Raw genomic sequence first — 22,774 nt, forward strand, 5'->3', positions numbered from 1 at the left:
GGAGGAAGAGAGATTTTCACCATGAATGATATGGCTATGATCGGTAAGGAAAGAAAGTTGGCCTCTCTGCCAATACTCATCATCGGCTAAGATAGGGGCCGCCGACATGGAACCCATTGATTTATTGGGTAACTATCGTTGAAATAATTACCCAGAGCTGGCCTGTAGCTAGTCAAATACCCCATTGATGACAGAGGCAACAATAGCCGTGCTTAAGGCCACCAGGACTAAATCATTCCCGGCGATACGCCATTCATAGCCAGGATAAGATGGCAGTTGTCCCAGCATTGAAGCAGGCACCATTTTCTTGGCGATCCCTGGCGGCAATGGCTTGCCCCGTGCCAGGTTCTTGGCAATGCCGGGAGGTAAAGATTGATACCCGGTTAATCCATAGTTTACCGCCAGGGGCCGGACACGGTCATAATTGATATCCACGGTAACCAGATCATCATGACCGCCCTTGGCTTTTTTGCCTTTGTCTGAATGGTCTTTGCCTGAATTACCCTTCCCATGATTGTCGCCATGGTTAGCGGAATTACCATGCCCACCTCCATTACCATTCCCTGGATTGGCCATAACAGAGGCTGAGGAAGTGAACACGACCAACGCAAGTGCGAGGGCAGAACAGCGATGCTTGAGCATTTTAACTAACCTCAATGAGGGGGGATACCCGATCAATCTAGCCCTCCCCTGACTACCGAGCAATATGGATTCATCTTAGAGTTGGTTTTATGCTAAGTTGATTCATGTGTTGCAGGGCTAACCAGGCGGGCTTTATGAAAATTATTGCAGGTACCCTTTTAGTCATCCTGCTGGCAGGATGCACTTCAGTCAGTGTTTCTGGCTCTGGCGGTAGTTCGGGGCGTTCAACGGCCACTATTGGTATCGGTTCTGGCGTCCGCCTTTGATGCAGGCACTCGCGCAGTCCTTCTGGCTGGTGCGAAGACGTTAACTCAGGTTTTTTCGTAGAGATCGATAATCTCGTACTCTCCGCCGATCACGGGTTTGCATAAAATTTTATAGCCATCGCTATCAAAGCCCGGCGCAGCAATCATTAACTCCCTCGCTTCATCCAGGCTATCTACTGCACCCAGCCATAACCAGTGGTGAATAATATGGTACTGCGCCATATCAGCCCCCTGCTCTCGCAAGGCGATCGGGCCACGCCACGGCCAGCACACCACTCGACTTTGCTCTAGTGCTGAAATCAGACGCTGCTGATGATCGGCCAAACTTTCTTTGCCACAACAAGCACCGGCGCAACGCTTCAGTGCCGAGCGAAAACATGGGCGACCCCGGCTCAACGGTTCAAGTCCTAACAGCCCATAGCAGAGTTGATGTTGGTCGGCGATAGACTGCAACGCCTGTAATGCTGCTCGCCGGTTGGCGAACAGCCCAAACAATCCGGCGTGCCGGGCAAAATCAACCTCTTTGGCATAAACCACCGTGGGTTTATCATCACTGAGTTGCAGTGCACACAGCTGCTTGTTGCGGCGCAGGCGTTTATTGAACAGCGGCTGCTGCTGTTTGATCAGTTGCGCTTCCAATAACAAGGCCCCAACTTCACCCGCCGTTCTTATAAAAGTGATACGCCTCGCCTGGCGCAGCATGGCCGCTTCGTCCGGGGTGCGCAAATGTGAAAGCACCCGGCTGCGAAGGTTCACGCTCTTACCGATGTAGAGCGGCATGGTCTCGCTTTCACCGTGGAACAGGTACACCCCAGGTAAAGGGGGCAAGCCTTCCAGCCATTGGCGTAGGTGTTCCGGATATTGGTAGATAGCTTCTGCTTCAAACTCAAGCCTTGGTGCGGCAGAACGTCTGGTCAATCGTACTCTCCATACTGATTTTTTATACAGTATAGCGGTGTTGGGTGGGGGTTTGAAGGGGATTGTGGTCAATACAGCATCAATGATCGTCCCCCTCACCCTAGCCCTTTCCCTTTACAGATCAGGGACAGTACGTGCTACATGTTAATACAGTTCCAGCCCGCAACTGCGGACTAGCTCCCTCTCCCTGTGGGAACGTTAATGTTACCTAAGATGTGTTCGGGGAGAGGGTTGGGGTGAGGGTTGGGGTGAGGGTTGGGGTGAGGGTTGGGGTGAGGGGGTGGCGGTTTTCGCGATGCAGTTAAAAACCCTTATAAATCAGAAAAATAAAAAAAGACCGAGTACGATTCCTGTTCCCGCCATTTATTAATAAACAACTTAAATATCATAAGGTTAAAGCATACACGGATTACTACTCGCTCCATGAAACATGCTAAAACACGTCAAAATAATCAAACACATATCATTTTTTTCGGGACGGCTCGGAAAAATTTCGGGTGGTTTTTTAAAAAAAACAGCCCTATCATAAAAATCGTTCGACAATCACCGTCCGAGTATCGTTATTTCCTCTCTCGAACCAAAGCTGCAGCATCTCGACATACCCCTTTATGTAGTGTGTTCCCTACAGCTCTACGTTTCGATTCCAAAGCATTTACAATAGCCATTCTGTCGACAAGTTGACCAGCATGCACAAGTTCAACAACCACCGCCCCAATTTCTGCGGCTATCATGCCGCATCTATCCTCATCCAGTTCCATAGATACCTCCGGTTATTTTTCACCCAGATTAGCATGGTGATATCTGGCTGGATAGTTTGCCGGAATTTTTCCCGGCGTTGTAAATCACTCCTTGCTTTCTTCGATAGGTACAGGCGCGTCACCTGGAACCTATTCTTTAAAACCTTCCTTCTCGAAAAATTTGAAGCTTTGCTAAAATCCATATTGAACAAAGAATAATTTAACTGTACAAATAAACAGTTAAATCGTGGAGGGCTAAACCATGCTGCATATTGAAGTGACTATCGATAAGAAAAAAAAGCTGCCGGCAGGTGCTGCGTCTGCTCTGGCCATTGAACTGAACAAGCGCCTACAGCGTAAGTTTCCTGACGCGGTGGCTACTGTTCGGCTAGGTGGCATGGATGGGCTATCAGTTGGCAGGGCGACACCAGCAGATAGAGAGGCGATCGAGGAAATACTGCAGGAGACGTGGGAAAGTGCTGATGACTGGTTTCAGTCGTGAATATTGCAAATTCGTGGATAGTGACTATATTTCATAACTTGATGCCACCACGGAAGGATTTTTGCTTGAAGCCAGACATTGACACCAATTTTTTAATCACAGTAGTTCTTCTGATATCGGCTGCTGCTTTCAACATAATCACTTGGTGGGCATGGCATTAATTCTTCCAGTTCTGCATGCATCCAGCATGACTGTTAGCGGAACTGACAGATAGCTATCCAGTGCAGAGTACTGCCCCAGTATCGTTATTGAAAATTCAGCACGCATTGCCAAAATGATACAGGGGCAGCACTATTAAAATTTACTTCTTGGCACTTTCTGCATCAGCAGCCATGGTTTTTTCATGAGCAACTTTAGAGTGTTCCATTGCCGAAGCTGATTCTTTCTTGGCTTCTTCGTGCTTTCCTTCTTTATGATGCTTAGCAGCCTTCTTGTGGTGCTTAGCGGCGGTTTCATGCTTAACCGCTGCCTCTTCATGTGCCATAGTTGTAGCATCGGCAGCAATGGAAGCGAAAGAAGGTAGACCCAGAGCAAACATGGAGATAATTAACGCTTTCTTAATCATAACAATTCCTTTGATTTAAATGATAACTATACTGCGCTAGTAAACGTAGTCGATAACTCAGAAATTGCAACCCGGGATTTCTCCCAGCCTGGTTGTCACTTCCTGGGCTCTTAGATAGGTACGGGCGTTTCACCCTGTGCAAGCTCCGAATACAGCTCATCCAGGGCGGCATCTCAACACGCAGATCAATCCAGCGGCCACCTGGGATATCCATTGACCAGCCTGACTTTTTAGTCAGCTAATGCCGACTCTGGTATGGGGATTGAATCATCCGGAACATATTCGGCGAATTGACTGTTTGGAACGTTTAGGCGAACCATTAAAAACTTACCTTCAGGGATATCGATGCTGTCACCATTGGCGTAACCGTCAATGTTATTCTGCAACGCAGAAATGGGACAATCATTTGTCCTGTGGTACGTCTTGAATATAATTGAGCCGTCCTTTTTAACTTCATAGTCCACCCACAATAATGCACTGCCGTTTTCGTCCTTGGGTACTTCGAATTTCCAACCATTATCGTTATAAAAACCCAAACACCCATCAACGTGATAAATGCCTACATCAAGCCGCTTGCAGGTAACTCCCTCCGACTCCATATTGTTTTTGCAGGTGCCATCCCGATAAATACTCGTTATTGGCGAGGCTTTCTTAATAAATCCATTACCATCAACAACTGTATTAAAACTATGCCAAATGACTTTGTGCATTACCCAGCCTTCGCGAAGGTTGCCACATGATACTGATAGATGGTTTGCTGTTGATGCCATGTTAAACGCAGCATAAACGTCTTCTGTTCGGCACCATATCGACGGTCCCCAAGCAGGAGTATACCATCCGTCACCGTTGTCATTTATTGGCGTATTGTTTCTAAAGGCTGTAAGGCCACGCTCGCCAAGTTCATTAAGTAGGTAATTAACATTATTGCTATTAATGGTTTTAAATCCTTTATAGCTCCCCCCCAGCCCCCATGCGCCATTTAACATGATTTGATTACTATTGGCACCTACGTTAGCCGTTGCTGCTGTTCCCAGGCCAAGGCTAGTACGAGCGGCGGCTTTATCGCTTAAGTCAGATAGATTTTTATCTTTTGCTAACTTACCTGCGGTTGTCTCCGCTACTGTATTAATATCATTTCTTAGAATAGATAATTGTCCTGCGTAACCTCGCCATGCTGGCCCGGTGAACGTGCTGCCATCGGGCAACTTGACCGTGACATTACCCGTGCCGCTGAATACCTGTTGCCAATTTTCTTTATCATAGTTCAACCCGCGCAGCGCTCTTGATGCTTCAGCGACGAGCTGGGCGGTGATTGAGTTCTGTGTTTCACGCGGCACGGCTGACCATGCTGCTCCGGCTTGCGTAGGTCCATCGTAGACGCGGACTAGCGTCACCTGCGTCGCGTTATCGACGGTTTTCACCGGCAGCGTATACGTAACACCACCGACAACCGCTACAACAAAATCGCCGGGCTTCAGTTCTGTGATGAACGCCGTACCCGCGCCTTTAACGGTAGCCGAGTTGGTCGTGAGCGTGATAGTTCCTGCTGGCATAAGCTGCCCCTTATTTAAAGACTAAAATAATCTGCGGCGTCCAGTACGGGCAGATTGATTGTTGTCAGCCGATACTGAATATTGATTTTGCTATGGTCGTAACTGTTGATATATTTCGTGCGCCAGGCTGTAACGCCACCGCCAGCCATTCGCATTCCAGCATGGCGATAATCAAGATAGTTATTCGATAAATTCATTCCATCATGAATACCAAGGCGGCAAATCGGCACCAGTGGCTTTGCTGTGGCCGCTACGGGGTATGCATAGTTACCCGGTATACGCTGTGTGTTTAATGAATTACCACGATAAAGCATCGGTGCATTATCAGAGGAGAATGTGCATTGCCCTGCGGCATTCCAGATTGCCAATCCATAGCGTGGAGGAACCGGATAAGAGCCGTTTGAAAAGATGCATATCCACATCTGGCAATCTGCACTGCCGTCGCTGATGACATCTCTACCTGCTTCTCTATAGACATTCACAGTCATGCTTTCACGGTCAAAATCCACAGCGCGATCATCACGATCCCAGTAAGCAAAAACAATCGCGTTGGCACGATCAGGAATGTCGGGGATTGCCCAGGCGCCGCGCACGGTAACAACACCACGCCAGACGCATTTCCCCGCAACGCCCAGATCGTTAATTTCGCTGTAATCTGTTGCATCGATAAGCTGGAGTCCATAACGAGGTACACCTCCAGCTCCTGATACCTGAAAGGCATCAAACTCGATGGGACGCCTGCCTTTGTCCTGCCTGGAATTAAATCCATCAAACCAGGCATGCACTGTACCTCCCGATATTTGCACACCACTGCATGATATTACTCTGGGAACCGCGCCTGTTTGAATAATGGCAACCGTTCTTCTTGGGACAATAAATAATGAGGCTCCAGGCGAGAGGTCCGGGTATGACCATGTTTCTCCGTTTTGGTCAAACTCTGGGTTAAAAAAGCCACGATAGGCGCAGGCTTTAGAACCGTTACTGATATCTACACCCGCGCCACCATCTTTGGGATAAACTACAAGTCCGTATCGGCTCAATATATCCTCCCGAGCTTTGTTCTTATTTGCCCTGCACTGTCGTAAACTGCCACACCATCGTTATTGACAACAGTTCGTCCAAGCCCAGGTACTGAACCATTGATTTCAACATAACCATTCCTAAAGCCCAGCTTCATTCCAACGCTTCCGGGGGAGTAATTATCTGACTGGAGATAATCCGTAATTTGAGCACCACCGATTGATGCATGCTTAATTTTTGCAGAAGTAATTGATGCATCCTGAATAAATGCATCGCTGATAAACACCTGCCCGTTAACCACAGCAAAAGGCGAATATTGATTACTGCCACTACCACTCATCAGTACGAACTGATTGGCATTAAATCCAACGCGAGTTACTACTGGCTGGCCAGCTTGCGCCAATACCGCAATAGACATCCCGGCGCTGTAATACACGCCATTTATCTTTACACCGGCTTTCAGCGTATGCACCGCAGTTGCGCCAGCAACATCAACCGTAGCCGTCAGTTTATCTTCCAGAGCCGCGGTAACGTCCCCGATCTGCGCCTGCACCTGCGTCGACATTTCAGCAAATGCCTTATCAACCTCAGCAATCGTTGTTTTGACAACCAGGATATCGGCACGCACTTCGCCGTACTGCGCCCACTGGTGATCCACAGTGGCGTTATTGGCCAGTGCGTTCTGCAGGATTGCGTCGATATTCGTGTCGATCTGGCTGGTTAAGCGATCTCCATCAGCTGACGACATAAAGCCATCACCAATATTTTCAAGATAATCCCCTCCATTGGCGTTGGATTGCCCCCGCATCCACTCAATCCAGTCGCCCTGGTTTCCTGTGCGATCAACCAATCGCGCGCGATACCAGAATTCTTGGCCCGCTTTCAGACCTGATTGTTCATAACTGCGCTGCGGATAGGGTACGTCTGAAAGCAACATGGCGTTATTGCCCGCGGCATTATTTGCGTACTGAATTTCGGTTTTCAGGGTATCCCCGGCCCCGGCAGGAAAGCCCCAGGAAAGGCCTATTCCCCACAATAAGGGGGTTGTAGCGAATCCCACAGGCTTGGGTGGTTTTCCTTCCTTGCCATTTAGCCGAGTTTCCTTTGATGTTCCCCAGATAGAGGAAACATCACTGGCATTTATGGCCCGGACCCGCACCAGATATCGCCCGGCAAAAATATTCTGCACTTCGAATCCCAGGGCCGATGTGCGCGCCGCAGTAATCCAGTTACTATCGTCGCGCCGCCATTCGGCTTCATACGCCACAGCATTCTCTACAGCATCCCAGTTGGCGCGCATCGTAGTGATTGCGAGCCCTTGGTTCACCTGTGTAAAGCTACTGATCTGAATATTGCGTGGAGGCGCCTGCACGCCTGGCGGGATAACTGATATCGGCCGCTCATCCAGCCGGGCGCCAGTATCGATCGCATCGTATTTTCCCGGACTATGCCAAACAGCAGAAATGGTAAACGTGCCGTCATCATTATCGGTAACGTTTGAAACCCGATACTGTTGGACTGCCAGATCGCCTGCATCGACAGACCATACGGCCTCCGGTTCTGGATTTAGGGTATAAGCAGTGCTGACAGTGACGCTGGTCCCACTGACGACGGAAACAGTGCGTGCCTGGGAACTGCCGTTCGGTAAATTGATAATCAGCCGATCACCCGGCGATACATCGGCAACCCGATCCAATTTAATCACCCGGCCATTAACTGCCGATATGCGGCCACCTAACACACGCCCAGCCAACATCTGATCTGCAACGCCAATGATGCGCCCGGGCAATGGAATGTAACCATCCAGCCCCGTTGAGAACGATATTGTGCGGTCGTTGCTATTCGTGAGCAGCGCCCAGCGCCCGCGCCGGTTTGCCTCCGTTTGCCGCGTGCAACCTATGGCGGAGATTTCCGTCTGATTGACACCGTAACGCTCAACCAGTGCATTTTCCATAACCGCTTCGACTTCATCTTGATAATGATTGTCAGGGTTTGACCAACTCACCATCGCGCTTGAATAGCGGTTTCGATAACTGCCGCCTTGGTAGTGAAATTTTCCATCAATGACGTTTGCACGAGTGTATGTAAAATCCATATCCCTCGGCATATCAGCCAACACACAAACTTGGTTATTGGCCCAATACGTCATGCCACGAAAAATCGAAGCCAGATCGCGCAAAACGGTAAAGGCTTCATTCTGAGCCTGAATATAAACGTCACACACAAATCGTGGCTCTGTACCGGAGCCGCCACGCCCATCGGGGACAAGTTGATCACAGTATTGTGCGATACGGTACAGTTCTACCTCATCAACTTGGGTTGCATCCAAGCGATCACCAAGGCCAAACCGCTTATTTAGCAAAATATCGTAGAATACCCATGCTGGATTGTTGGAGTAGGCCCATTTAAAACTGCCGTCCCATGTTCCACTATAGGTCCGCGTTTCCGGGTTGTAGGTTGTCGGAACGCGGATTACACGCCCTTTCGGCTTACAACTAATCTGCGGAATGTTTGGGAACTGTTTTGCATCGAACGAAACAAATAACAATGCCGTGTTGGGATAACGAAGCTTGGCATCGATCACTTCAGTAATCGCCATCACCCGCGTAAGATCCACAACATTGCTGGATGTTGAATCAGGGGTAATCCTGCGCAAGCGGATTTGCCAGCCTGTTGTTGCTGACGGCAGATTCACACGGTGACTACGCTCAAAAAGTGACGTGGTTTTATCGTTTATCACACCGTTTAAAATGGTCTGATATGCGCCGCCATCAGTAGAGAGATCGATCGCATAATCAACCCGAGTTCCCACGCGATCCCCGTTATCCTCTTGCTTTACCAACGTCTGCCAGCCAAGGCGAACTCTGACAGCAGATAGCTGAGTATTATTAATCGCCCTCACCCAAGGCTGCGTGGCTTTCAGATCGACACCAACACTAGCTTCGTATTCAGCCCCTGGCATTCCCTGAATATAATTCTGCATCTGGGTGCCCGGACGGAAATCCCACTCAAAGCCGGGATAGTTCAGGGTTCCATCTGGCGAATAAACCGGTGTGCCATCGAGGAAAATATTTTGCCCATCCAACCCGCCAGCAAATTCCCCCTCACCCAGCGCCAGCAAAATCTTCGCCCTCGCTATTGACTGTATGCTGTCAGGGGACTCTGTCGGGGTATGGCTACTGCCACCGCCACCTTTGCGACCTTGGATCACGTCTGTCATGGTTTCGCCCATAAAAAAAGCTCGTCTAAGCGAGCCTGATTGAACACTGATATTTTTTACTGCTGATCTTCCGCGTAGATCCCCGCTGATATCACAGCACCGCCGATTTCTCTACTGCCGTATAGGACACCAACTGGATTGCCCTGTGTCGTCGAGTTAACCGGTCCGCCGAAGGCGTAGGAGGGTTTATTCTCGGCATTCTGGCCTACCGACAAGCCGCCTGGCTGGGGTGACAACATTTGCACCACGCCACCTAACAACATCGATGCACCAGCCATACGAAGATAGGGTTGTATCGGCGCTAAATAAGGGATAAACGACGCCGCGATCAGGGCAGCACCAAGAATGGTTTGGAAAATGCCACCCCGCTTGCTGCCGATAATGAGAGGAATGATACGTATATCGTCATTACCCTTGGTCATGTCGATTTCTTCTTCGCTGACGTTTTTGCTTCCAACGAAAACGGCAAAGGTCAGTCCCCTCATTTGCGCCTCATTCATGAAGCGCTCAAAGCCAGGGAATAGCCCTTTCAATGCCCTGATCGCATGAGGTATATCCCGAGCACGGTACTTAAATTCTTTGACAAATTTCTTACCCAGAATACCGCCAAGCTTTATTGTTCTGATCGGTGTTTCGCTCATTTGAAAAAGTCCTTATAGCGCAGGATTTTTATCATTCTTTCCTGAAAATAACCGCCGTATGGGATCCGCTGGCTCAGTTGCCCATAAGGATGGTGCAGTAGCATGTTGCCTTCCAACAGGATCCCCGCGTGATTGGGTACCGAAGCCGAGATCTGCATAATGACCATATCGCCCGGTTGTGGTGACCCGTAGAACTCCCGAAAGCCGCATTCATACCAGTTGTCCATATACAGGTTTTCACCTTCATCCCACCAGTGGCGCTCCACGCTGTAATTAGGCAGAGTAATGCCGTGTTGTTGTCGGTAATAATCCATAATCAACGACCAGCAATCGGCATGCCCAAGCACGAACTGGCGACCTTCCAACGGGCGCTCACCGCGTGGGTTAATCGTCCTGATATCCCCCTCAGGCCACGAAGCGATCACCCACGGCAATTCCGTAACGTCACACTGCAACATGTCCAGTTCGCTGGGCTGCGTCGTGGCCCCATCGCCAGTATGGCTATGTACGATAGCTACTACGGTTCCCCACTCTTCGGCTTCCACATAGTCCAACGGGGACAACTCGAAATGTTCTTTAGGCTTGGGAGAAAGATTGGCACAAGGAAAATAACGCTCCACGCGCCCTTTCTGGGCAATGACACCGCAGCATTCAGCCGGGTGGCAACTCTCAGCATGAGCCAAGATTGCATCGATAGTTTTCTGTCTCATATCACCGCCTAATCAAACTTGAGCCTGGAAACCCGCCGAAATCCAGCTCGTTATTTTCCCCGTAGCGCTTTTTGCAATCGGTCAGCAACCCCCCACAGGCATCTTGCGAAGGATCTGCAGTAGGATTCCCTTTCTTGTCAAACCAGCCGTTTTGCCCCGCATAGGCGCATCCGTCACCGGTTTTATACAGCCCACGCATACACCAAGTGCAAAGCGCCGTAATTTGCCGCGTTGGGATCCGCCGCCCTTGCAATGACATTGGATCAGAAAGCGTAAATTCGACGGCCTCGTTGTTTTCTTGGCTTTTACTGTCGATGTAGAAAACCTGCTTAAATTCCTGGGCGGGATCTGCCTTTGGATTTCCACCAGCAAAGTTTTTTGCATCAAGATAATGCGTAAAGGTATCGTGGATGGTTACCTTGGCCTGGAGCATGTCGTCAAACCGCAAACACAGCGCGGTGATCAGGCTGTCGATATTTGATACCGCCAATTTCGGTGTTGCACTGGCCCCGTTGCTGGATGACTCTAGCCCCTTTAACTCATACGGAAATGCGCCGTATTCCTTCCCCTGCCACCAAATGCTTTTTGGCTTTAACTTTGCTTCATCGCCACCAGACGCTGCGATCTCCGTTGGGGTATGGGGGATAGTTTCATTGTGAAAGCGCAGAACATCGGCACCAAATTTTGTACCGTCGACTTCGATTAACCTGACCCGGTTACCGGGTTCCAGTTTTTGTACGTCATTTGTGATTGCCACATGGTCTCCTTATGCCGCGAACGCTTGTTCAAATGTCGCAGATACCGTCATAACCGAGCCGCCAACCGGTGTTGCCTTGATGGAGTCAGCAACCACGCGATATAGCCCCTTTACCCCGTAGGGTGGTGTCCAAAAGAATGATTTGGTGGTGTGGGAACGGGCGAACTCTAACAGCGGAAGCATCTGGGCTTTTTGGCCGGTGAATGACAACGGCCAGGTCTGGGTTTCAATGTTAAGGCCATTACCGGCTACCTGCTTATAGCCATCACCGAACTGCGCCGTTCTCACCCGGTGGGCATAGCTGCCCTCTGGCTGCCCCTGAATGCGCCAGGTGAAAGTGTCGATTGCCATGTTTCCTCCGTGCATAAAAAAACCCAGCCTGAGCTGGGTTATAAGATTCACCTGATGGGGTTAAAGGCAAATTGTGATTTACCCCCTACCGAGCCAATACTTAAGCCTTTTCACGAAATCCTCTTGCAGTGTGCTCGGTAGCAGATACTTAACGTAAGTTACATCACCCTGATACTCTGCAAAAATATGGCTTGGGTAGACTGATTTAGATTGCTTTTTCATCACTTCAGCCAGTGTTTTAACAACGCCATCATCTAGCGATACCGAGTTATCAGACCTGACAAGCAACGTTGTATAGTCAATATCCCTCAGTGAAAAACTTGGATTGTGTAAGTTTGCCATTTGGTCACTGATGTCGCTGCCACAATGTTTGCATTTGACTGCTTCAGACCTAATTAGCTCCGCACAAAGTGGACACCGCACCATCCCTTGGTCTAGTTGTATGTTTTCAATATCCTGCTTGCTGCCACTGAGGCAAAGTGAGTGGATTAAAGCGACAATGAACAATAAGAAACCATACAGCCACCATGCGCCAAATGACCTGCCTTTGCTTTGTGCAATAAACGCAGGTATCAGGCCAAGAAAAGCCGCAATTATCAGAATCTCCACACCAATTTCTCCGCAAATTACAAGTGGTAACATCTTATCACCACTTGCAGTTATGAGGCATATCAAAACATCACATTTTCTGATGCTTATCTTGGATTATTTGCATACCATATCTGACCGTCAGGGCTCAACTCCCTCACGATCCCTTCCCTAACAGATGTGTCGATCAGCTGCTGATAGGCTCTAGCTTGCCGCGTCCAAACTAGTGTAACTATGGATAACCAAAGCGCTTGCAGGTAAAACGCATGGATGTATCTTATGGATGAGGCCGCTAGAAATTGATGGCCTCAATGGTTACCTCTTGATGATTTTAAGTACCCCTTCAAGTTCCGTCCCAAAGGTTTCCCTGAGGCTTATTGGGAGACCAGACTTGATTTTACGGATCACAGGCTCATGCGTCACCATTATGGAAAGAGCTGAGTTTTTCGGCATTTCATTATGCAACTGGTTAGCCAAGGCTTTAATGCCATCATAATCAAGAGCAACATCACCATCCTGATCTTCGGTAAAAAAATCGCTAGCAACAAGCTTTTTCACCCCTTCGGCGGAACCTCTGGCCTTTAAAGAACCAACATCACTCCCACAATGCTTACACTTAATCGCCTCTGGGTTAATTAGTTCGGCGCAGAATGGACACTTTGCCGTGACTACTGAGCGCTTACTAAAAATCACCATCAGTAGCCCGCAAAAGGTGATAAAAGCGCCGATTAAAATATGATTTTGCTTTGAAGCCATTAGGCCAATATTATTAACGCGAGTACCGTAGCCAGTAGATACACTCGTGTCTAAATTAAACGCCACTAACAACCAAATAACCCCAACCACGAAAGCAACATAACCGAAAGTTTTCATTGGATAAATTCCTTTTTGAAGCAAGTGGCAATATCCTATCACCACTTAACTTCCAGTCAATTGGTTATCAACTCTTTGCCGCTACCTCTGCGGCCCTGAGCAACTTTTCCTTCACCTTACCCCTGATTTTATCCTCCATCTCAGAAAGTGACATTTCTGGCTGATATGGGATCTCAGCCCACATGCGAAAATCGGCTAGAACCGCATCATTAAGCATCACATCAACCACTCCTGACACTATCTTCCCGCTGGTGTCAGTCTCAGATATAATGAACTCTTTGATCTTGAATACAGTTTCCATTACATTTTACCTTCCTATTTTTTCTGTTACAAAATTACTAATTCTTCCAGATTGGCCTAAAGCTCTTTCAAGCTGTTCCGATACAATACCGATTACTTCATTCCTGATAGCCTTGCTCACCAACTCGCCATTCCCAGTATTTTGAGCCTGCTGCTGCCCGCCCTGTGTGACAATAGTCATGCCACTCATATCGACGGTAACACCACCACCTCGCAATCCATGCATTGGTGCAGCTCCGCTGACAGTGTTGGTATTGCCAACCAGCCCGCCAGTGGCATAGCCGCGCATCATTGCATACAGATTATCAACACCAATGCGATCCGTGGCTTCTTTGGTCATTACGAACTCACCACGATGTACAACACCGGCTGGCTCGTATTTCCCTCCATCGCCGGTATACCCCCCCGTATCAAAGCTGAAAATTTTACCCAGAGCAGAAGTAATCGAGCTACCACCCTCACCTTCTCCTAACATGCTCTTGACCGCGTATGCCACCAAGAGCTTGTTAATGATATCAATAATCATCTTGAGGATTGACGTCGTGAAGTCGCGGAATGATGCTTTGCCGGTGGTGACCAAGTCAGTCATCATATTGGAGATGCCACTCAACGCACTCATAGCCACGTTTGACACCGAGCTATAAACATCTGTGGCTTTCTCCAAATACTCATTCAACCCATTGAGCGCACCAGCTTTCCAGTCCTGCTCTAGCCTATCTCGCTCCGCATAAGTTTCCTCAAGGGATGACAGTGCCTGCTTTTGTGAAACAGGATTGTCAGCATATTCAGTAGTAAGTCGGTCCCTTTCGGATTGCCTCTGGGAATCCCTGGCTGTAGCCCCCGTGGCAAGAAAGGCGATCTCGGCACGCTTTGCCTGCTGCTGCCGATCAAACTTTTGAGCAGCATCCAGCAATTTGTTGAGTCGTTCCTGCTGTACGACTTCATCACCGAGAACTGCCAGTCTTTCCTTATGTGCCAGAATGCTGTCTTTACTAGTGAGAAGTGATTTTTCTTGAACCTTTAATTTGCGATCTTTTGCAGCCTGCTCCAAAACAGTAAAATCGGCTTGGGCCTTCCAAAGATCCTTTCGCTGCTGGCTAATTTTGTCGTTTACACTGACATGATTACGCATCACAGCCAATTGTGACTCAAGCGCTAAAAGATCAGCTTGCGCTGACTCATCGGCACGATCCCCTGCTGGGGGCTGATATTTAGGCCCTTTAGGAACCACAGGGCCTTTGTGCTTACTTATGATTTCTGCCCGATATTCTTTATACTGGGCATCCGTTAAAGCCCATCGATCTGCATCAAGTTTGGCTAATTCTTCTTTTCTTTGTGTAGCCTTACTAGCGTATTGCTGATTGTATTTTTCGCCAATTTTTATCCTGTTTTTGAGCCGCTCTTGCTCGTCTCGCTCCTGCTTTTCCCGCCCGGCAGCAAGACCCTCATCAGTCAGCGCTTTTTGAAGTTTCTCGTACTCTTTGGTCAGGTTGCTAACTAATGTTTTTTGTATTGCCAGTCCGTCATTCTGCCCAGAAATTCCAAACCCAGGAGTATATGCAGCTGGTTTATAACCAAGGCCAGGGGTGTAACTGGATTGATTGGATTCCATTTGGCGCAGGTTTTTTTCTGCATGTTCAAGTTGTTTCCTTACCCCCTCAACCTTGCTGCTAAGACTCTGTTCTCTCCCCACATCAAGCATGGCATCCCACGCCCCGGAGGCTGCATCCTTCACATACTCCCATGCGGTTTCCAGTGTGCCGAGATTATTTTTAACCCCGATAGACCGACTGCTCATTGAAGATGCATAAGATTCCATCGCGATTTTTGCTAAATCGGCGGTGCGTCCCTGTTTTTCGAGGGAGATAATTTGTTCTAGTTGGGTGGCAGTAAGAAAATGGAGGGTTCGATCCAACTCCATTACCGCCTTGACTGGTTCGTCCTGTAGGCGCTTGAAATGCTGGATCGTTGTATCAATTGATTGCCCGGTAGCGTCTTCAATTTCTGCGGCAACCCGCGAGACCATGCTGATCGCACCAGAAGAGAATTCACCGCTGCCGACCACTCTCGCAATCGAACTCGCGAATGCACGTTGTGTCAGTCCATTTTGTGATAGAGAGCGAGCTAAATTCTGCAATTGAGAGGCTGTTTTTCCTGCGTAACCGCCCGTAAGTATAAGCTGTTTGTTATACTCCACTGCCTCTTGAGAACCTTTGTGCCATGCGGTGACAAGTAGGCCAGCTACACCTACAAGTCCCATAATAGCCAAGCTTGTTGGCGCCAGTAACCCGGCGAACCCCTTCGCATGTTCAGCATTTTCGGCCAGCGCATTGGCATTTTCTGATAATGACCCTGAAGATTCATCAGAGGCATCTTTCATGCCCAGCAACTCCTCCTTGATATAACGTAAGATCCCACCCAACCCACCGAACGAGTCACTGATCTGCCCACCCTGTTGAAACAGAACTAGCCACAGCGGCATTCCCCCCGCAATAGACGTGAAGATATCGGTAAATTGTGCGGGCAGCATACGGATCGCCTGCCGATACTGCCCTGCTGAAATCGCCCCATTCTGCCAGGCAGCATCCTGCTCACGCAACCGGGCGATCAACGGTGCAGATTGGGTTGATAGCCCCAACTCAGCGGCTTTCAACTCCAGCAATTCAGCTCGTGTTTTACCAATCGCCGTTACTTGTGCCTGCAGCGAGTCAATGAAAGACTTACGAGTAGCCTCTGCACGCTTGGTCTCCATCGCAACAGCGCGTTCTGCAGCTTCTTGCTCTGCCAGTGCCTGCTTCAACCCTCGCGCTGCAATAGCAGCTGCCCGCTTCTGCTCGGCATCGCGAATAAGTGCCCGCTCTTGTGCCTGCATTTGGGCAATCAGCGGCGCTGCCTCCTGGGAGATACCAAGCTGCGCAGCTCGATATGCAGCAGCATCAGAGGCCGATGCCTTATAAAGTGCGCTCTGTGCTTGGAGTTTTGTTAAAAATGCTTCTTTGGCGGCTGTAGCAGCTCGCTCTTGTTGCGCAGCAGCTGCCGCAGCTTTCCCTTCCTCCGTTCTGGCTGTAGCTGCCCGCTCCAACTGAATGCGGGTCTGCTGGATAGTACGGGAAGCCTCAGCAAAGGATTCTGGATCAATAACCCCTTTTGCGTTGAATTTCGATAACTGGCTTTCCATGTTATCGAGTCGTTCGAACGCCGCTGTAACCGGGTTAATCTGCGTCAGTAAATCGCGCAATTCTTGCCGTTGCTGCGCTGTCGCCTGCGAATGGTTTTTTGCTTCCGTCTGCGACTTATTCAACGCTGCAGCATATTCAGCAACACGGCGATGGGTATCTTCAATCTCTTGCGCGATCTCCTTCGATACCTTCGCCGTATTCTTCCCGGAAGCATTGAAACCATCGGCGGCACCGGCCGCACCGGTGGCTTTCTGCTGGAATTTATCCAGCTCTTGGTTGCCCCTCTGCAAATCGCCTGTATCGACGCGCAGGGAAAGCGATGCAATGTCTGACATGCTGGACTCCATGCAAAAAAAGCCACACCCAGGCGGCACTATTCGAATATCAGGGTGTTGCTGGCGGAAACTAAAGGTTATCTTGAGTGTTCAGCTCGCCCATGTAGGAGCATGGGCGTTTACATCATAGGGATGGCTGATTAACTCTGGGTAAGGAAATAAAAATGAATCGTGAAATGGAGTTATATCAAAAAATAGCCGATCTTGAGCAAAAGCTCATCAGACAAGCAGCGGCTAATAACTTTGTAATAACGCACATTGTCAAGATATTGGATGATACTTCAGACGAAGTTAAATTTTCTAGTAAATTAAAGGAGATACTAACGGAGTCATTGTCAAAAATTAATGACCCTCGCTCCTTAATGAAAGCTTCCATCAATGACCTTATGCAGCCGTCGATTCAAATATTAGGAAGACCGCCGGAAAAGTTCATTAAGTAAACGTGGCGGCCAAAAGGCCGCCCTTCAAAACTCATTTACCACACCCTTAATAATTTCTTTCGCTTGACTCACAGCCTCTGCTTCATAGAAAGAGATAGGCTTCGTTTCTGCGAGATCAATCGTCACAACCAGTTGAAATAGCGTGCTCTTTGGAAATTGACGGTAAACCACATCAACGGTGACACTCACATATTCATTGTTTGGACTCATCCATTTAACCACTAACTCATATTTATTATTCATGCATAACCCCTCTTGTATCATCATTTGTTATGAATAACGGTAAGCGCCGTCGCTTCCATCATTCGGATATCAGTGAGGGCGACCGCCTCATCCTCTACGCCGTGCAGCTTCATCAGCCACGGCAGACAGTTGTAATCCAGCCCGGTGACACCGCTCATGCCCATGCGCCACTGCGTGGCCATTGCGCGGAACACTTCAAACGACTGCCACACATCGGGCAGGATTTCCACCGGATCAGATACCATATCTTCCAGCGTCAACCCAAACGCGGCCAATTCCTCCGCTGATGGCTCAGGCGTATAGAATGCCGAGGCGGCCGCTGTTAGTTTTTTTCGCGCAACGCCATCAGTTCGCGGGTATATGCCAACGCGATCGAGTCAAACGCCCGCGGGTAGTTTTCCAACAGCACCATAACGTTTTCTTTCGTGAATTTTTCCTGCAACGCCCAGCCAATGGCAATTTCGCAGACAAAATCTACCATCGGTGCATTGGTGTGCTTGCCCGTTTCGCCAAGCTTCTCGGACTCTTCACGCAAGTTTTTTTCCAACGCTTCCAGATCGGCACGAGTTTTATGCTTGAACGTGAATGTCAGAACGCCATCCTCGGCCCCGGCACGGGGAATGGTCACATCAATTTTAAAAGTAGGGTTAGGGATAAGCGTAAATTTCATATCGATACCTGTGATTAGTGGGGCGCAACTGCCGCCCCAGTGAATTATTTATCTTTGTAGAACGTCATGGTGCGGGATTGCACAGCGATAGATACCTGGACGGTTTCTACCTGGTTTACCGCTGTGGCCGGTTGCGGATCGAACGATGCCACACCAGACCAATAACGTTTCTCTTTGGCTTTAGGCACATACATGTAAAATGGCAACGTATCGCCGGAGCGATCACCAGCAAGTAGAACGTTATAAATCGCCAGCGATGAATCATGCGCAAAGGTAAATGTCTGGTTTTTTGCGGCACGGAACGTGGCAAGGTTACGCTGGCGATCATCCTCCAGAAATTGCACCTGAACATATTGCTGATCACCACCGGAGGCACCCACTTCAGTAATTTGCGGGATCTGCATCCAATCAGTGATTTTCATTAATGACCCTACGCCCGCACCGGCAGGGAAAAAGTTTGTATCTGACGTGTCGAGGGAACCAATCGTAATTGCCGTTGCGGTCGCAATGGTCACCTTAGCAACCAGATTATCAACCAACCCCCAGCCGGATTTGATTAAAACAATGTCGTCAACAGCCAGTGTGCTGCCAGTAACAGTAAACACAGCCCCCTTTGCGTTGCTGACTGCTGTTGCAGGCAACGCGGCGGCCATTTTGGACCCCACAAATACCGTGGCGCCGTTAGGCAATGCAAATCCCATAGGATTCTCCAATTCAGGACATAAAAAAACCGCCGAAGCGGTCAGTGAGTGGTGATGTCAGCTCGGTAATTCATGCTGACGGGGATTGTGTAGCGCGCATCCGTTGTTATGCCGCGGTAAACCGTGGGCGGCGTGCTGATGTAGCAGGTTAAGCCGCCTTCGGCCAGCATCATCCCCAAGGGGAACAATGCGGAGATCTGGTCGGCCAAGTCCCTTACGGGGCCGGTGCCATCACCAGCAGGCGCAACAACGTTGATTTGCCAAACACCCGGCAAAACATGCAACTTTTCCGCAAGGTCTATTGCTGTTGTGGTTGCGGGCATGGCGTAGACTTGCAGATACAGGCCATCGGGCGGATCCATTGGGGTGTTTTCCCACGCAACAGGAATATCATGCGCGTCGGCCCATTCGCCCAGACGGGCCTCAAGCAACGCAGCTATGCGGGTGTGGCTCACGGTTCAATCTCCGATACGGCGGCGCTGAAATGCCGCTGGAAGTCTGCGGCAGTGATACGTACCATGCCGCCTGGCGCTTGGGTGGAATGTCCAAATTCCAGCCGATAGGCATAAGGGACGTTATTCACGAAATAAATGGCCTGCATGCCAATGCGGAATTGCTCTATCACCAGGTTTCCCGCAGCCAGCGTCGCACCGCCTGATTTATCGATCCGACCTGTTTCGCCATCAGTTGGCGAATCAAAGGACACCTGCCAGTTCCCACGAAAACGGCCCCCGCTATAACCTGGTGGCGCCCGGATCCCCATACTGTCCGAAACCCGAGCGCGTTTTTTTAATTTCCCGGAGGGGGTGAGGTTGGCCGAGTCTTGTCGCTGGGCCTCGTTGTGATCAAAAACAGCCTGGTTGTAAGCTACCGCTGTGCTATTCACGTCCCAAAGTTCAGGATTGCCAACAGGCGACATCTGCACGAGTTGCGCCAGTATCCGGATGCTGGTCGCCCGTACCACCTGCGCTTGATTGGCCTTTGCCTTATCGACAAACGCCGTTATAGCCTGCACAAAAGCGTCATTTTCGGACATATCACGCCCTCAGTTGTGCACGGTAGCAAATCAGGATGGGGCCAGGCATTACCGGATGCGGATGCACCACTCGGTATTTTTTTCCGCCCACCTCGATCCGGTCATCGACACGGATTTCGGTTTCGTATGTGGCCACGAGTAACACATCACCACCGAGGATTAGCGAGCCATCAATCTCGCTCGGTTTGTATTCGGTTATTACACCGATCACAGTACCGTTTTGCTCTGCCTGTCGAACCTCCTTACCTGCCTCACGGCTTACTGTAGAGCCGCGAGTAAATGGGTGTTCTGCACCGTTCTCGGTCAGTAAGCGGGTCGCAGTCGCCCGCATACGGCGATAATCGATAGACATACTTACCGCCTTTCGATGCAGGCCTGGATATAATCACTTTTCAATGATTCCAGGGCACCGACCATTTGATATGGGAAAAGCCCGTTATGCCAACAATCCAACACCTCATGCTCTGAGTTGATCATAACGATCGCCATCGAGTGGTAATCTCCCTTTTTGGCATTCTCCAATGCTTCTTCAAGGAGGCGTATCACCTCCTGGTTATCATGTTGATCAGGTTCTCTTTTTTTGAATGGGACAATCTTCAAATCTGACATATCACCCCCTGACTACAGCTATTTGACCAGAGCCGATGCATAGTCCACGTAGTAACGCATTGACCGCGGCGAACGACGGTTGAGCCTTACGGGTTCCCTCCGCATAACTGACGCTGACTGCCCCGCTTACCGCCTCGGAAAGAACCTCGGAGCCGCTTTCAGTAGATGGCTGTAAATCCATTTCTTGCGCCTCGAAAGCCAACCGGCACTGTGCATGCCTTACCTGAATCGGAATGCTATTGCTGGGCAGCCGGTGGTAATCACGAACTACACCAGCCCGGGGCCATGCCAGATTTTGACCGAAAACAGCCGGTACACCTTTCCAGCTTTTCCCTTCCAGATAATCCATCGCCTGAAGCATCAGGACTGATAGCTCTACATCCTCTTTAGGCAAACTAAGCCCACGCCCAGCAGCGTAATCTCGGCATTCATCCAGCGAGGCGTAACTGTTGAATCCGTCGGAGTGAATTTCAGTATCCAGCATGGCCTACTCCGCTATTCCTCGGCCAATTGCCAGCCGTGAGAAGTCCAATCTTCGATTTCATCAGCGTGCACATCAGCAGCAACAGGGCCACCGGGAAACGCTGGTTCATCTCGAATCATTGCTACCAGTTCTGGCTGCTCAGGTGCAGCCGAGCTTCCATTGGCATTAGCAGCAAGCAATTCACGCTCAGCCCGCTGCGCTTTAGTTAATCCCGCCATAACGACCTCTCAATAAAAAAGGAGCCGAAGCCCCTTATTTTCATTACCCCATCAGAACAGCGATATGCTCTGACTTGATCGCGCGATAACCCCAGGCCAGTCGCACGTGATATACGACTTGCAGGAATTGGCGATAAACAGCGATTTCGAATGACAACCCGGTTTTAGGGTCAGTAACAATCATCCGATCGTCAGCTGAGTCGCCACCTTTTGGAAGTGCTGGCGCACGAGTAGCAAGCACGATCGCAGAACGTGCAAATGCCACGTTTGGCGTATATCCAGCACCCAGCGTAACCGCGACATTATCAGCCAGCGGCAAACGCATCCCCGGTCGCCCGATAGATACTGTGCCTCCGGCCAGCCCCTTGTTGACAACATACTTGTTAGTGTCACCGGCAAAATTCAGGATCCCGCCAGGAAGAATGGTTCCCGTACCGGTATCCAACGCAATGTTGGTGCTTAGCGGGTCAAATGCACCGTTGGTCAGGTAACCCGATCCAGTGCCTTTATTCACAAAGGTAATAGGGTCAGAATGACGCAATGCCATCCCCATCACGCGGTCTGTCATGCCATTGCGCAACATGTCGGAAGAACCGGCCTCATTGACTTTAAACAGGCCAGATTGCTTACCGCGCAGGTTGCCGATTGCACCATGACCTAGCACCAATTGCAGATCGGTTTTTGGTGCACCGTTTTCTTCCAGTACGCGCAAAACCCCCGCAAAATCGGTCATGTCGGCCGCATTCGCAAATGGAGTCGTGCCAGCAGTCCCATAGGCTCGCGAAGCATTCGTATAGGCTTCCACCCAAAGATCCGATTCCATTTCGTTAACCAGTGTTCTCATCGCCTGGTAAAAGCGGTCTGCCTGGATGGTGGAGAAGGTACCGGCATTTTGTAACCCACGCGTTTCCTCACCGTTCCAACGAACAGGAACGTGCTTCGACTTGGAAATCGTCACTTCAACGTGATCAACAACATCGTCGCCAGAGTCCGGGGCCGTTACTCCAGGGGTGTTGTCAGCTGATTTTGCTGGATTGGTGACCGGCACAAGTACCGGTTGGTGCAATGCAGCACGTTCAATGCTGGAGTCGCGGGATACTGCAGGAATGAAACCCGTCATCTCACGAGAAACAACGTCCAGTGCCTCGTAAAAATCAGGGATTAGGCCCGTAAGAGTATTAGCCATTTAAATGTTTCCTATAAAGATTGGTTAGGG

Annotated in this window: 28 protein-coding genes; 2 read left to right on the forward strand and 26 right to left on the reverse strand. The window is 49.7% G+C overall.

The window, feature by feature from the left end:
- Positions 1-168 precede the first annotated feature (168 nt).
- From KGP21_RS16675 to KGP21_RS16685, 3 genes are all read right to left on the reverse strand, one after another.
- Positions 169-642 carry an anti-virulence regulator CigR family protein gene (locus KGP21_RS16675; RefSeq protein ID WP_218519232.1) on the reverse strand — a complete coding sequence of 158 codons (474 nt, stop codon included), beginning with the start codon at positions 640-642 and terminating at the stop codon, positions 169-171.
- Between the two features lie 311 nt (positions 643-953).
- The gene (cho, locus tag KGP21_RS16680) at positions 954-1,826 is read right to left on the reverse strand and encodes an excinuclease Cho (protein ID WP_223535717.1); all 873 of its coding nucleotides are present in this window, start codon (positions 1,824-1,826) and stop codon (positions 954-956) included.
- A gap of 560 nt (positions 1,827-2,386) precedes the next feature.
- On the reverse strand, positions 2,387-2,584 hold the full coding sequence (locus KGP21_RS16685; protein ID WP_223535719.1) for a hypothetical protein: 198 nt from the start codon (positions 2,582-2,584) through the stop codon (positions 2,387-2,389).
- Positions 2,585-2,828: 244 nt separating this feature from the next.
- Between KGP21_RS16685 and KGP21_RS16690 the strand changes: the two genes are divergently transcribed.
- Positions 2,829-3,065 (forward strand): DinI-like family protein, encoded by a 237-nt coding sequence (locus KGP21_RS16690; protein WP_223538503.1) that lies wholly within the window; start codon positions 2,829-2,831, stop codon positions 3,063-3,065.
- 301 nt (positions 3,066-3,366) lie between these two features.
- On the opposite strand, the gene KGP21_RS16695 is transcribed toward KGP21_RS16690, so the two are convergent.
- The 12 genes from KGP21_RS16695 to KGP21_RS16750 form a co-directional block, all read right to left on the reverse strand.
- Entirely contained in the window at positions 3,367-3,630 is a 264-nt protein-coding gene (locus KGP21_RS16695) for a hypothetical protein (protein ID WP_223535721.1), read from the reverse strand.
- 230 nt (positions 3,631-3,860) lie between these two features.
- Positions 3,861-5,183 (reverse strand): DUF3430 domain-containing protein, encoded by a 1,323-nt coding sequence (locus KGP21_RS16700; protein WP_223535723.1) that lies wholly within the window; start codon positions 5,181-5,183, stop codon positions 3,861-3,863.
- 14 nt (positions 5,184-5,197) lie between these two features.
- The gene (locus tag KGP21_RS16705; protein ID WP_223535725.1) at positions 5,198-6,223 is read right to left on the reverse strand and encodes a DUF6453 family protein; all 1,026 of its coding nucleotides are present in this window, start codon (positions 6,221-6,223) and stop codon (positions 5,198-5,200) included.
- The gene (locus KGP21_RS16710) at positions 6,220-9,435 is read right to left on the reverse strand and encodes a host specificity protein J (protein WP_223535730.1); all 3,216 of its coding nucleotides are present in this window, start codon (positions 9,433-9,435) and stop codon (positions 6,220-6,222) included. The genes KGP21_RS16705 and KGP21_RS16710 overlap by 4 nt, the downstream gene beginning before the upstream one ends.
- Positions 9,436-9,479: 44 nt before the next feature.
- Positions 9,480-10,064: a tail assembly protein gene (locus KGP21_RS16715; RefSeq protein WP_223497851.1), complete on the reverse strand. Its 585-nt coding sequence runs from the start codon at positions 10,062-10,064 to the stop codon at positions 9,480-9,482.
- Positions 10,061-10,774, reverse strand: a complete 714-nt coding sequence (locus KGP21_RS16720) for a C40 family peptidase (protein WP_223535732.1) — start codon at positions 10,772-10,774, stop codon at positions 10,061-10,063. The genes KGP21_RS16715 and KGP21_RS16720 overlap by 4 nt, the downstream gene beginning before the upstream one ends.
- 1 nt (position 10,775) lies before the next feature.
- Entirely contained in the window at positions 10,776-11,531 is a 756-nt protein-coding gene (locus tag KGP21_RS16725; protein ID WP_223535734.1) for a phage minor tail protein L, read from the reverse strand.
- A 9-nt stretch (positions 11,532-11,540) separates the two neighbouring features.
- On the reverse strand, positions 11,541-11,882 hold the full coding sequence (locus tag KGP21_RS16730) for a phage tail protein (RefSeq protein WP_223535736.1): 342 nt from the start codon (positions 11,880-11,882) through the stop codon (positions 11,541-11,543).
- 78 nt (positions 11,883-11,960) lie between these two features.
- Positions 11,961-12,524 (reverse strand): zinc ribbon domain-containing protein, encoded by a 564-nt coding sequence (locus KGP21_RS16735; RefSeq protein WP_223535738.1) that lies wholly within the window; start codon positions 12,522-12,524, stop codon positions 11,961-11,963.
- A gap of 261 nt (positions 12,525-12,785) precedes the next feature.
- The gene (locus KGP21_RS16740; RefSeq protein WP_371824869.1) at positions 12,786-13,166 is read right to left on the reverse strand and encodes a hypothetical protein; all 381 of its coding nucleotides are present in this window, start codon (positions 13,164-13,166) and stop codon (positions 12,786-12,788) included.
- A gap of 244 nt (positions 13,167-13,410) precedes the next feature.
- Positions 13,411-13,644 carry a hypothetical protein gene (locus tag KGP21_RS16745; protein ID WP_223535742.1) on the reverse strand — a complete coding sequence of 78 codons (234 nt, stop codon included), beginning with the start codon at positions 13,642-13,644 and terminating at the stop codon, positions 13,411-13,413.
- Positions 13,645-13,650: 6 nt separating this feature from the next.
- Positions 13,651-17,157, reverse strand: coding sequence for a phage tail tape measure protein (locus KGP21_RS16750; protein WP_223535745.1), 3,507 nt, complete (start codon positions 17,155-17,157; stop codon positions 13,651-13,653).
- Between the two features lie 164 nt (positions 17,158-17,321).
- Here KGP21_RS16750 and KGP21_RS16755 point away from each other — a divergent pair, with 164 nt between their 5' ends.
- Entirely contained in the window at positions 17,322-17,597 is a 276-nt protein-coding gene (locus KGP21_RS16755) for a hypothetical protein (protein ID WP_223535748.1), read from the forward strand.
- Between the two features lie 24 nt (positions 17,598-17,621).
- Here the strand turns inward: KGP21_RS16755 and KGP21_RS16760 are convergent, their stop codons facing one another.
- The 11 genes from KGP21_RS16760 to KGP21_RS16810 all read right to left on the reverse strand — a co-directional run bounded on the left by KGP21_RS16760 (position 17,622) and on the right by KGP21_RS16810 (position 22,744).
- The gene (locus tag KGP21_RS16760; RefSeq protein ID WP_223535750.1) at positions 17,622-17,840 is read right to left on the reverse strand and encodes a DUF1327 domain-containing protein; all 219 of its coding nucleotides are present in this window, start codon (positions 17,838-17,840) and stop codon (positions 17,622-17,624) included.
- Positions 17,841-17,860: 20 nt separating this feature from the next.
- A complete protein-coding gene (locus KGP21_RS16765; RefSeq protein WP_245398476.1) occupies positions 17,861-18,085 on the reverse strand; it encodes a DUF1799 domain-containing protein in 225 nt (74 codons plus the stop codon).
- 77 nt (positions 18,086-18,162) lie between these two features.
- Positions 18,163-18,516 carry a phage tail assembly chaperone gene (locus KGP21_RS16770; RefSeq protein WP_223538533.1) on the reverse strand — a complete coding sequence of 118 codons (354 nt, stop codon included), beginning with the start codon at positions 18,514-18,516 and terminating at the stop codon, positions 18,163-18,165.
- A gap of 38 nt (positions 18,517-18,554) precedes the next feature.
- Positions 18,555-19,211, reverse strand: coding sequence for a phage tail protein (locus tag KGP21_RS16775; protein WP_223497858.1), 657 nt, complete (start codon positions 19,209-19,211; stop codon positions 18,555-18,557).
- A 41-nt stretch (positions 19,212-19,252) separates the two neighbouring features.
- Entirely contained in the window at positions 19,253-19,666 is a 414-nt protein-coding gene (locus KGP21_RS16780) for a DUF4128 domain-containing protein (protein ID WP_223535754.1), read from the reverse strand.
- On the reverse strand, positions 19,663-20,247 hold the full coding sequence (locus KGP21_RS16785) for a hypothetical protein (protein WP_223535756.1): 585 nt from the start codon (positions 20,245-20,247) through the stop codon (positions 19,663-19,665). Before KGP21_RS16785 ends, KGP21_RS16780 begins: the two co-directional genes overlap by 4 nt.
- Before the next feature lies 1 nt (position 20,248).
- The gene (locus KGP21_RS16790) at positions 20,249-20,599 is read right to left on the reverse strand and encodes a hypothetical protein (protein WP_223535757.1); all 351 of its coding nucleotides are present in this window, start codon (positions 20,597-20,599) and stop codon (positions 20,249-20,251) included.
- Between the two features lie 2 nt (positions 20,600-20,601).
- Positions 20,602-20,856 (reverse strand): hypothetical protein, encoded by a 255-nt coding sequence (locus tag KGP21_RS16795; protein ID WP_223497862.1) that lies wholly within the window; start codon positions 20,854-20,856, stop codon positions 20,602-20,604.
- A gap of 1 nt (position 20,857) precedes the next feature.
- Entirely contained in the window at positions 20,858-21,340 is a 483-nt protein-coding gene (locus KGP21_RS16800; RefSeq protein ID WP_223535758.1) for a DnaT-like ssDNA-binding protein, read from the reverse strand.
- Between the two features lie 11 nt (positions 21,341-21,351).
- Positions 21,352-21,558 carry a hypothetical protein gene (locus KGP21_RS16805; RefSeq protein WP_223535759.1) on the reverse strand — a complete coding sequence of 69 codons (207 nt, stop codon included), beginning with the start codon at positions 21,556-21,558 and terminating at the stop codon, positions 21,352-21,354.
- A gap of 43 nt (positions 21,559-21,601) precedes the next feature.
- Entirely contained in the window at positions 21,602-22,744 is a 1,143-nt protein-coding gene (locus KGP21_RS16810) for a P22 phage major capsid protein family protein (RefSeq protein ID WP_223535761.1), read from the reverse strand.
- Between the last annotated feature and the right edge of the window lie 30 nt (positions 22,745-22,774).

Source organism: Serratia sp. JSRIV004 (assembly GCF_019968705.1).
GTDB classification, from domain to species: domain Bacteria; phylum Pseudomonadota; class Gammaproteobacteria; order Enterobacterales; family Enterobacteriaceae; genus Chania; species Chania fonticola_B.

Excerpts from the sequence above, each read along its gene's own strand:
- KGP21_RS16675 (WP_218519232.1), bottom strand. The coding sequence starts at position 642 with ATGCTCAAGCATCGCTGTTCTGCCCTCGCACTTGCGTTGGTCGTGTTC.
- KGP21_RS16685 (WP_223535719.1), bottom strand. The coding sequence starts at position 2,584 with ATGGAACTGGATGAGGATAGATGCGGCATGATAGCCGCAGAAATTGGG.
- KGP21_RS16695 (WP_223535721.1), bottom strand. The coding sequence starts at position 3,630 with ATGATTAAGAAAGCGTTAATTATCTCCATGTTTGCTCTGGGTCTACCT.
- KGP21_RS16700 (WP_223535723.1), bottom strand. The coding sequence starts at position 5,183 with ATGCCAGCAGGAACTATCACGCTCACGACCAACTCGGCTACCGTTAAA.
- KGP21_RS16710 (WP_223535730.1), bottom strand. The coding sequence starts at position 9,435 with ATGGGCGAAACCATGACAGACGTGATCCAAGGTCGCAAAGGTGGCGGT.
- KGP21_RS16715 (WP_223497851.1), bottom strand. The coding sequence starts at position 10,064 with ATGAGCGAAACACCGATCAGAACAATAAAGCTTGGCGGTATTCTGGGT.
- KGP21_RS16720 (WP_223535732.1), bottom strand. The coding sequence starts at position 10,774 with ATGAGACAGAAAACTATCGATGCAATCTTGGCTCATGCTGAGAGTTGC.
- KGP21_RS16730 (WP_223535736.1), bottom strand. The coding sequence starts at position 11,882 with ATGGCAATCGACACTTTCACCTGGCGCATTCAGGGGCAGCCAGAGGGC.
- KGP21_RS16735 (WP_223535738.1), bottom strand. The coding sequence starts at position 12,524 with ATGTTACCACTTGTAATTTGCGGAGAAATTGGTGTGGAGATTCTGATA.
- KGP21_RS16740 (WP_371824869.1), bottom strand. The coding sequence starts at position 13,166 with ATGGTGATTTTTAGTAAGCGCTCAGTAGTCACGGCAAAGTGTCCATTC.
- KGP21_RS16745 (WP_223535742.1), bottom strand. The coding sequence starts at position 13,644 with ATGGAAACTGTATTCAAGATCAAAGAGTTCATTATATCTGAGACTGAC.
- KGP21_RS16750 (WP_223535745.1), bottom strand. The coding sequence starts at position 17,157 with ATGTCAGACATTGCATCGCTTTCCCTGCGCGTCGATACAGGCGATTTG.
- KGP21_RS16755 (WP_223535748.1), top strand. The coding sequence starts at position 17,322 with ATGAATCGTGAAATGGAGTTATATCAAAAAATAGCCGATCTTGAGCAA.
- KGP21_RS16760 (WP_223535750.1), bottom strand. The coding sequence starts at position 17,840 with ATGAATAATAAATATGAGTTAGTGGTTAAATGGATGAGTCCAAACAAT.
- KGP21_RS16765 (WP_245398476.1), bottom strand. The coding sequence starts at position 18,085 with ATGGTATCTGATCCGGTGGAAATCCTGCCCGATGTGTGGCAGTCGTTT.
- KGP21_RS16775 (WP_223497858.1), bottom strand. The coding sequence starts at position 19,211 with ATGGGATTTGCATTGCCTAACGGCGCCACGGTATTTGTGGGGTCCAAA.
- KGP21_RS16785 (WP_223535756.1), bottom strand. The coding sequence starts at position 20,247 with ATGTCCGAAAATGACGCTTTTGTGCAGGCTATAACGGCGTTTGTCGAT.
- KGP21_RS16790 (WP_223535757.1), bottom strand. The coding sequence starts at position 20,599 with ATGTCTATCGATTATCGCCGTATGCGGGCGACTGCGACCCGCTTACTG.
- KGP21_RS16795 (WP_223497862.1), bottom strand. The coding sequence starts at position 20,856 with ATGTCAGATTTGAAGATTGTCCCATTCAAAAAAAGAGAACCTGATCAA.
- KGP21_RS16800 (WP_223535758.1), bottom strand. The coding sequence starts at position 21,340 with ATGCTGGATACTGAAATTCACTCCGACGGATTCAACAGTTACGCCTCG.
- KGP21_RS16805 (WP_223535759.1), bottom strand. The coding sequence starts at position 21,558 with ATGGCGGGATTAACTAAAGCGCAGCGGGCTGAGCGTGAATTGCTTGCT.
- KGP21_RS16810 (WP_223535761.1), bottom strand. The coding sequence starts at position 22,744 with ATGGCTAATACTCTTACGGGCCTAATCCCTGATTTTTACGAGGCACTG.